This window comes from Thermoflexus sp. (genome assembly GCF_034432235.1).
Lineage (GTDB): Bacteria > Chloroflexota > Anaerolineae > Thermoflexales > Thermoflexaceae > Thermoflexus.
Genome location: NZ_DAOUCJ010000094.1, coordinates 24,220 through 32,065, shown reverse-complemented (window position 1 = coordinate 32,065; position 7,846 = coordinate 24,220). Strand labels below are relative to the sequence as shown.

Genomic DNA, 7,846 nt, shown 5'->3' with positions numbered 1-7,846 from the left:
CGGAGGAGCGGGCGGGGGCGCGGGAGGTGCTAAGGGCGGCGGCGCTGACCTACGTGGCCGCCCTGGCCCAGGCCCTCTCCACCCTGGCCTACTACGCCTTCCTCGCCATGGGCATGCGGCGATCTCGAGACTGACCGCGGGTTATCGTTTCCGCCTTATCCTCCATGGAGCGGCGCCTATGGATGTCATGGACGACGCGACCCTGCGCGCGAAGGTGGAGGAGCGGCTCTATCGCTATGACCCCCTCCGGGTCAATTTCCACCTGATTCGAATAGAGGCCCGGGATGGGCGGGTGATCCTGGATGGGGTGGTGCCTTCCACGGCGATGAAGCGGATGGCGGAAACCCTCGCCCGGTCGATCCCGGGTGTGCGGGAGGTGCAGAACGATCTGATCTCGGATCCGGAGATTGAAGCGGAGCTGGGTCTGCGTCTGGCGGAGGATCCGGATCTCAGCCCGCCACGGGCTCGTGTGCTGGTTACCAGCGTTCAGGGGGATGTCACCCTCGCCGGATGGGTGCCCGATGAGGCGGCCCGACAGCGCGCCGAGGAGATCGCCCGATCGATCCGGGGGGTTCGCAATGTGGTGAATAACCTCCGGGTGAAGGCGGCGGCGCGCCGGGCGGCATGAAGAGGCTTCTTACGAAACTCTTATGGAGCTCTTGCGGGGCTCTAATGCGATCGGGATATGATGAAAGGTGCCGTTCCGAAGCAGCCCGAACTACGGCCCGGACATGAGGATCGGGAAAAGGAGGTCCGCCATGGCCGGTGAAATCCGTCGCTGGGATCCCTTTCAGGAGATCTTCTCGCTGCGACGAGCTGTCGATCGCATCCTCGATGAAGCCTTCTCCCGTCCCTCCCTGTTCTTCGCCGGGACAGTAGATTGGCCCGCTGTGGATATTTATGAAACCAAGGACGAGGTGGTGGTGAAGGCGGCGGTTCCCGGAATCCGCCCGGAGGACATCGAGGTGACCGTGAGCGGGAACACCGTGACGTTGCGCGGGGAAGTCCGCGAGGAGCAGGAGGCGCGGGAGGGCTCATGGATCCGCCAGGAGCGACGTCTCGGCGCCTTCACCCGCTCGTTCGTGCTTCCGGTAGAGGTGGTGGCCGACCGGGCGACCGCGGAATATGAACACGGGGTCCTGACGCTGCGGCTGCCCAAGGCGGAGGCGGTGAAGGCGCGGACGATCAAGGTCAAAGTTAAGTAGACCCCCTTTTCGATTAAAGCTCGATCCTGAAAGCCTGAAAGATTTCCTCGGAGGGTGGAACGATGGCGGAGATCAAGCTTCGACCTCTTGCGGACCGGGTGGTGGTGGAGCCGATTGAGCGGGAGGAAGTCACTCCCAGCGGCATCGTCCTCCCGGAGACGGCGAAGGAGCGCCCACAGGAGGGCCGCGTGATCGCCGTTGGCCCGGGGCGCGTGGATGAGAACGGCAAGCGAGTCCCCATGGAGGTGAAGGTTGGTGACCGCGTGCTCTTCGCCAAATATGCGGGCACCGAGTTCAAGGTGGATACCACCCGCAAGCTGCTGATCCTCAAAGAGAGCGATATCCTGGCCATCATTGAGGAGTGATCCCCTGACGGTTCCCTGCGATTCCGCATGAGTTCAAAAATCCATCTGAAGGAGGTGATCGGCAATGGCGCCCAAGCAGCTGGTTTTCGGTGAGGAGGCCCGCCGCCGCCTGAAGCGCGGCATCGATATCCTGGCCAACGCCGTGGGAACCACGCTGGGGCCCAAGGGGCGGAATGTGGCGCTGGATAAGAAGTGGGGGGCCCCGACCATCACCCATGACGGGGTGACGGTGGCCAAGGAGATCGAGCTGCCGGACCCCTATGAGAACATGGGGGTGCAGCTCCTCAAGGAGGCGGCGACCAAGACCAACGATGTGGCCGGCGACGGGACGACCACGGCGACGGTCCTGGCCCACGTGATGGTGACGGAGGGCATGAAGAACGTGGCCGCGGGGGCCAATCCCATGCTCCTGAAGAAGGGCATTGAGATGGCCGTCAAGGCCGTGGTCGAGGAGATCAAACGGATGGCCAAGCCGGTCCAGAGCAAGGATGACATTGCCCACGTGGCGGCCATCTCCTCGGCGGATCCGGAGATCGGGAACCTGATCGCCGAGGTGATGGACAAGGTCGGCAAGGACGGCGTGATCACGGTGGAGGAGTCCAAGACCGGCCTGCCCTTTGAGACCGAATATGTGGAGGGGATGCAGTTCGATCGGGGCTACATCTCGCCCTATTTCGTGACCAACCCCGAGACCATGGAGGCGGTGCTGGAGAACCCCTACATCCTGATCCACGATAAGAAGATCTCCGCCGCTGCGGACATCATCCCGGTGCTGGAGCGCGTGCTCCAGGAGGGCGAGACCCGTTCCCTGCTGGTCATCGCCGAGGATGTGGATGGCGAGGCCCTGGCGACCCTGGTGCTGAACAAACTGCGGGGCATCTTCAACGCCGTGGCGGTCAAGGCCCCTGGCTTCGGTGAGCGCCGCAAGGCGATGCTCCAGGATATCGCCATCCTCACCGGCGGGCAGGTGATCAGCGAGGAGCTGGGCCGCAAGCTGGAGAACGTTCGCATCTCCGATCTCGGCCGTGCCGATAAGGTGGTGGTGACCAAGGATGACACCACCATCATCGGCGGGCGGGGCGACCCGAAGGCCATCAAGGGCCGCATCGAGCAGATCAAGGCCGAGATGGAGAAGACCACCAGCGATTACGATCGGGAGAAGCTCCAGGAGCGGCTGGCCAAGCTGGCCGGCGGGGTCGCCATCATCCGCGTCGGCGCGGCCACGGAGGTCGAGCTCAAGGAGAAGAAGCACCGGGTGGAAGACGCCCTCTCGGCGACCCGCGCTGCGGTGGAGGAGGGTATCGTTCCCGGCGGCGGCGTGGCCCTGCTGAACGCCGCTAAGGCCCTGGATAACCTGAAGGCCGAGGGCGACGTCCAGACGGGCATCAACATCGTCCGCCGCGCCCTCGAGGAGCCGCTCCGGCGGATCGCCGAGAACGCGGGCGAGGACGGCGCGGTGGTGGTAGAGATGGTGCGCCGCCTCCAGAAGGAGAAGAACAACCCGAACATCGGCTACAACGTGCTCACGGGTGAATATGTGGATATGGTGGAGGCGGGCATCATCGACCCGGCCAAGGTGACCCGCACCGCCCTGGAGAACGCCGCCAGCGTCGCGGCGATGATCCTCACCACCGAGGCCCTGGTCACCGAGGTGCCGGAGAAGAAGAAGGAGACCACGCCGACGCCGTCCGAGGAGTTCTGAGCAGGTCGGAAGGAGGATCGCCGGGGCGGGTGAAAGCCCGCCCCGGTTCCTTATCCGTATCGTATTCATCCATGACGGATGGCACTGCCTGGTCTGAAAGGCTTCAGAAACCATCGCACTGCGGGATCGTGTTCGATTCCAGCAGGATTCGGCGGGGAGGTGATGGCCGATGCCCATCTATGAATACGAATGCCCGGTTTGCGGCATCCGCTTCGAGAAACAACAGCGCTTCACAGATCCCCCCCTGGAAACCTGTCCGGAGGGCCATCCGGGCATCCGTCGAGTGTTCTCCCCTGCAGGCATTATCTTCAAAGGCGATGGCTGGTATATCACGGAGAGCCGGAAATCCAGGAACTCCGGGGATAAGGGAAAGTCGGAGAGCGCTTCCGGGACTTCGACGAATGAGAGCGATTGAGGAAAAGCAACCTACAGCCGGATCCTCCGGGATGGGGAGGGGGCTGGCAGGTCATAGGGGTTTCCTGTCGGCCCCCTCTGCTTTTGGGGGCTCAGCTTTCGGGGAGGGGGAGGGGTCCTCAGACCTAACCCCCCGGCCCCCTTCCCTCGTAGGGAAGGGGGAGCCTCAAAATCCCCCTCCCCGTTTCGGGGAGGGGCCGGGGGAGGGGTCCCCCTGCCCGCTTCGGGGAGGGAAATCGGGCTGTCATCCACCTGCGGATGATCATACCAGGGGGTGAGCCCCCAGAATCAACCCCAGGCAGGGGTTGCGCGGTGGGTCTTCTCCCGGAAATTTGGGGGCTGGACCCGGAAGACCTCGGAAGAAGCGACCTTCAGGTTATGCTATACTTTCGCTGGAGCTTACCCGGCGGAGCGATTTTCTATGGCCCAGAGGGTGCTTCGAGTGCTATGGATCGCGCTCTGGCTGGTGACGGCCTGCGCCTCTCGGGCGACCCCGGCGGGACCCCAGCCTCCCACGCCGACCATGCCGCCACCTCTTGCGGTGAACGAGAGGAACGTCACGCCCACCCCGTCTCCTGCGCCGACGCCCACTGCGCCCTCTGTGGGTTCCATCGATGCATTCCCCCCGGATGTGAATCCGTTAACCGGCCTGCGGGTGTCGGACCCGGCTGTGCTGAAGCGGCGGCCCCTCGCGATCAAGATCTCGAATTATCCCCCGGTGGTCCGTCCGCAATCGGGGGTGGATCGGGCGGATCTGGTCTTCGAGCATTACGCGGAGGGCGGGGTCACCCGTTTCACCGCCATCTATCTGAGCCAGGATGCGGAGCCGGTGGGCCCCGTCCGCAGCGCCCGGCTGATCGATCTGGAGCTCCCGGTGATGTTCAAGGCGATTCTGGCCTATTCCGGCGCCAGCGCGGGGGTCAACGCGCGGATCCGCGCTTCGGACTTTCTGGAACGAGCGCTGAGCCCGGACTTCGGCGTGGGCGCGCCGATCTTCTGGCGCATACACCGGGAGGGAGTTGCGGTGGAGCATACCCTCTTCACCAGCACCTGGCGGCTCTGGGAGGAAGCGACCCGCCGGGGGATCAACGCCCCGCAGGATCTGCGGGGGATGCGCTTTTCCGAACAGCCTCCCGTCGGTGGTCAACCGGTTTCCACGTTTATCATCCCTTATCGGGTGGAGCCAGTCACCTGGCGATACGATCGGGGTTCCGGACGATGGCTGCGTTGGACAGCAGGCCATCCTCATATGGATGCGCTCACCGGACGTCAGCTCTCCGCCCTCAATGTGGTGGTGGTTTATGCCCACCACCAGACCACGGACATCCTGGAGGATCGGCTGGGGAACTATTCCATTGAGATTCAAATCTGGGGCAGCGGGCCGGTTCGAATCTTTCGGGATGGTCAAATGTATGAGGGGCAGTGGCAGCGCTTTCGGCGGGAAGATATGCTTCGCTTCGTCGATGCGCAGGGCCAGCCGATCCCGCTGAAGCCGGGCAACACTTGGTTCGAGATGGTGCCCCTGAATATGCAGGTTCAGATTCCATAAGGAGATGAATGGATCCTCGGGTCTGGATGCGGAAGGCGCTGATCCAGATGGCGCTCCGGCGCGCCCGGCCAGGCGCTGGAAGCCGGTGGGAGTTCCTCGCCCGGAGGTCGCCCTTGTCCGGTCTTCCCGATCTGCGATCGATCCTCGATCCGATCCCATGGGCGGTAGTGGGTGCGCTGGCGGCCCGTTATTACATGCCGGAGCGGGCGACGCAGGATTTCGATATCGCTGTCCATGCGAAGGATGGGTCGGAGGTTCGCCGGCGTTTGCGGGAGGCAGGCTTCCAGTATGGAGGGGAGCTGGCGATCCCGGGATCTTCCTGGGTTTCCCCGGAAGGGGTGCGCCTCGATGTGCTGGAGCTGCATGATCCCTGGGCCGGGGAGGCCCTGGAGGCAGCTCAGGGGAATCGAGACGATGCCGGGCTCCCTATCATGCCCATGCCTTATTTAATTCTCATGAAATTTGAAGCAGGGCGGCTCCAGGATCTGGCGGACATCGCCCGCATGCTGGGCCCGGCGACCTCCGAGCAGTTCCGGGCCGTCTATGAGTTATTCCAGCGGTATCGCCCGGCGGACCTAGAGGACCTGGAGAGCCTGCGGCTTCTGGGGCGCATGGAACGGATGGGGCCAGGGGAAAGCGCTTCGTGATCGGAGGAGGGCCGAAGGGATGGTGGTCACCGAGCGCCTGACCGTGCGAACCCGGGGGAACAACGATGTGGTGGATCTGACGGAACCGGTAGCGGAGGCGGTGACGCGCTCCGGCCTGAAGGCAGGCATCGTGACCGTCTTCGTCCCGGGGTCCACCGCCGGGCTAACCACCATGGAGTTCGAGTCCGGAGCAGTGGAGGATCTGCAGCGCTGGCTTGAGGAGGCGATCCCCGCCTCACGAGAATATCGTCACAACCTTCGATGGGGGGATCAAAACGGGCATTCCCATCTCCGGGCTTCGCTGATCGGTCCCTCCCTCACCATCCCCTTTCAGGATCATCGCCTTCTGCTTGGAACCTGGCAGCAGATCGTGCTGATCGATTTTGATATCCGTCCCCGCCGACGGGAGATCGTTATTCAAATCATAGGAGAGTGAGCGCGCATGAGGGCCTGGAGGATCATCGAACGGGATGGGATGATGGATCCGCAGCGGATCCGGGAATGGGTGGATGCTCGAATGCGGATCGATCCGGATCTGGTGCGGGGCGTGCTGGTTCGTTTCATCCGGGATGAGATCAGCAAATTCGGGATGAGGCGGGCGGTGATCGGCCTCTCAGGCGGAGTTGATTCTTCGCTCACATGCTTTCTGGCGGCGGAGGCCCTGGGCCCCGAAAACGTCCTGGCGGTGCGCATGCCCTATCGCACTTCCTCTCCGGATAGCCTGCTCCATGCCCATCTGGTCATCGAGCAGCTGGGGGTGCCCTCCGAGACGGTGGAAATCACGCCGATGGTGGAGCCGCTCTTCGAGCGGTTCCCGGACATGGATGCCCGGCGCCGGGGCAATGTCATGGCCCGCATGCGGATGATCGTCCTGTATGATCTCTCCGCGGCCTGGGGCGGGATGGTGGTGGGCACCAGCAACAAGACGGAGATCCTGCTGGGCTATTTCACGCTCTACGGAGATGGGGCTTACGCCCTGGCCCCTCTCGGCGATCTATACAAGAACCAGGTCCGCCAGCTAGCTCGTGCCGTCGGAGTGCCGGAGGAGATCATCCGCAAACCGCCCACGGCGGATCTGTGGTTGGGCCAGACGGACGAGGGGGAGCTGGGGGTGACCTACGATGAAGCGGATCGTATCCTCTACCTGCTGGTGGAGGAACGGATGACTCTGGATCAGGTCATCGCCCTGGGCTTCGATGGAGAAACCGTCCGCCGCCTGTGGCGCATGGTCCGCGACACGCAGTTCAAGCGGCGGACGCCGCTCATCGCCAAGCTGACTTCACGAACGGTAGGGATTGATTTCCGATATCTGCGGGATTGGGGACATTGATGCGGGTGATCGCGGGTTCCGCAAAGGGGCGCCGGTTGAAGAGTCTGCCGGGCTCGAGCACCCGTCCGATCACGGATCGGGTGAAGACAGCCCTTTTCGACATCCTGGGGCCTTCTATCGTGGGGGCCCGCGTGCTGGATCTTTTCGCAGGCACCGGCAGCGTGGGCATTGAAGCGCTGAGCCGGGGGGCGACGGAGGCGGTGTTTGTGGAGAAAGACCCGCGGGCGATCCGTGTGCTTCGGGAGAACCTGCGGCAGACCGGCTTCGTCGATCGGGCCCGGGTGGTTCGGGCGGATGTCTTCGATTTCCTGCACTCCGGGCCCATTGAGCCCTTTGATTTCATCTATGTGGCCCCGCCCCAGTATCGGGGATGGTGGCGTCGCACGCTCGAGCTCCTGGATGCCCGACCGGGTTGGCTGACCGCCTCAGGGATCATCGTGGTTCAGATCCACCCCCGGGAATTCGCGGAAGTTTCGCTTCACCATCTGGGTTGGGCAGACCGCCGGGATTATGGAAGCACCCATCTCCTGTTTTACCAGCGCCGCTTTGTAGAATAGTATAATTACGAAACCGTCCCCTCCGTAGGACCCTCCAGATCCCATGGAGAGGCCATCCGGTCTTCCCGTATATCCCG

General features: G+C 63.6%; 11 protein-coding genes. All 11 read left to right on the top strand.

Translation table 11 applies throughout. From position 1 onward, the window contains the following. A partial coding sequence (locus VAE54_RS14660; protein WP_416223801.1) for a zinc metallopeptidase occupies nt 1–134 on the top strand: 134 nt, incomplete at its 5' end. 44 nt (nt 135–178) lie between these two features. Continuing rightward, complete coding sequence (locus VAE54_RS11705) at nt 179–628, top strand: BON domain-containing protein (protein WP_322802148.1); 450 nt, start codon at nt 179–181, stop codon at nt 626–628. Nucleotides 629–758: 130 nt separating this feature from the next. Next, nucleotides 759–1,205, top strand: coding sequence for an Hsp20/alpha crystallin family protein (locus VAE54_RS11700; RefSeq protein ID WP_322802147.1), 447 nt, complete (start codon nt 759–761; stop codon nt 1,203–1,205). Nucleotides 1,206–1,267: 62 nt separating this feature from the next. Continuing rightward, nucleotides 1,268–1,570, top strand: a complete 303-nt coding sequence (groES, locus tag VAE54_RS11695; RefSeq protein ID WP_322802146.1) for a co-chaperone GroES — start codon at nt 1,268–1,270, stop codon at nt 1,568–1,570. Between the two features lie 64 nt (nt 1,571–1,634). Further along, nucleotides 1,635–3,272: a chaperonin GroEL gene (groL, locus tag VAE54_RS11690; RefSeq protein ID WP_322802145.1), complete on the top strand. Its 1,638-nt coding sequence runs from the start codon at nt 1,635–1,637 to the stop codon at nt 3,270–3,272. Between the two features lie 169 nt (nt 3,273–3,441). Further along, entirely contained in the window at nt 3,442–3,687 is a 246-nt protein-coding gene (locus VAE54_RS11685; protein WP_322802144.1) for an FmdB family zinc ribbon protein, read from the top strand. 420 nt (nt 3,688–4,107) lie between these two features. Beyond that, nucleotides 4,108–5,235, top strand: coding sequence for a DUF3048 domain-containing protein (locus VAE54_RS11680; RefSeq protein WP_322802143.1), 1,128 nt, complete (start codon nt 4,108–4,110; stop codon nt 5,233–5,235). 8 nt (nt 5,236–5,243) lie between these two features. Beyond that, nucleotides 5,244–5,882: a hypothetical protein gene (locus tag VAE54_RS11675; RefSeq protein ID WP_322802142.1), complete on the top strand. Its 639-nt coding sequence runs from the start codon at nt 5,244–5,246 to the stop codon at nt 5,880–5,882. Between the two features lie 19 nt (nt 5,883–5,901). After that, on the top strand, nt 5,902–6,318 hold the full coding sequence (locus VAE54_RS11670; RefSeq protein WP_322802141.1) for a secondary thiamine-phosphate synthase enzyme YjbQ: 417 nt from the start codon (nt 5,902–5,904) through the stop codon (nt 6,316–6,318). 81 nt (nt 6,319–6,399) lie between these two features. Continuing rightward, entirely contained in the window at nt 6,400–7,212 is an 813-nt protein-coding gene (locus tag VAE54_RS11665) for an NAD+ synthase (RefSeq protein ID WP_416223800.1), read from the top strand. Next, entirely contained in the window at nt 7,212–7,769 is a 558-nt protein-coding gene (rsmD, locus tag VAE54_RS11660; RefSeq protein ID WP_322802139.1) for a 16S rRNA (guanine(966)-N(2))-methyltransferase RsmD, read from the top strand. The genes VAE54_RS11665 and rsmD overlap by 1 nt, the downstream gene beginning before the upstream one ends. Nucleotides 7,770–7,846 lie beyond the last annotated feature (77 nt).

Excerpts from the sequence above, each read along its gene's own strand:
- VAE54_RS11705 (WP_322802148.1), top strand. The coding sequence starts at position 179 with ATGGATGTCATGGACGACGCGACCCTGCGCGCGAAGGTGGAGGAGCGG.
- VAE54_RS11700 (WP_322802147.1), top strand. The coding sequence starts at position 759 with ATGGCCGGTGAAATCCGTCGCTGGGATCCCTTTCAGGAGATCTTCTCG.
- groES (WP_322802146.1), top strand. The coding sequence starts at position 1,268 with ATGGCGGAGATCAAGCTTCGACCTCTTGCGGACCGGGTGGTGGTGGAG.
- groL (WP_322802145.1), top strand. The coding sequence starts at position 1,635 with ATGGCGCCCAAGCAGCTGGTTTTCGGTGAGGAGGCCCGCCGCCGCCTG.
- VAE54_RS11685 (WP_322802144.1), top strand. The coding sequence starts at position 3,442 with ATGCCCATCTATGAATACGAATGCCCGGTTTGCGGCATCCGCTTCGAG.
- VAE54_RS11680 (WP_322802143.1), top strand. The coding sequence starts at position 4,108 with ATGGCCCAGAGGGTGCTTCGAGTGCTATGGATCGCGCTCTGGCTGGTG.
- VAE54_RS11675 (WP_322802142.1), top strand. The coding sequence starts at position 5,244 with ATGGATCCTCGGGTCTGGATGCGGAAGGCGCTGATCCAGATGGCGCTC.
- VAE54_RS11670 (WP_322802141.1), top strand. The coding sequence starts at position 5,902 with ATGGTGGTCACCGAGCGCCTGACCGTGCGAACCCGGGGGAACAACGAT.
- VAE54_RS11665 (WP_416223800.1), top strand. The coding sequence starts at position 6,400 with ATGCGGATCGATCCGGATCTGGTGCGGGGCGTGCTGGTTCGTTTCATC.
- rsmD (WP_322802139.1), top strand. The coding sequence starts at position 7,212 with ATGCGGGTGATCGCGGGTTCCGCAAAGGGGCGCCGGTTGAAGAGTCTG.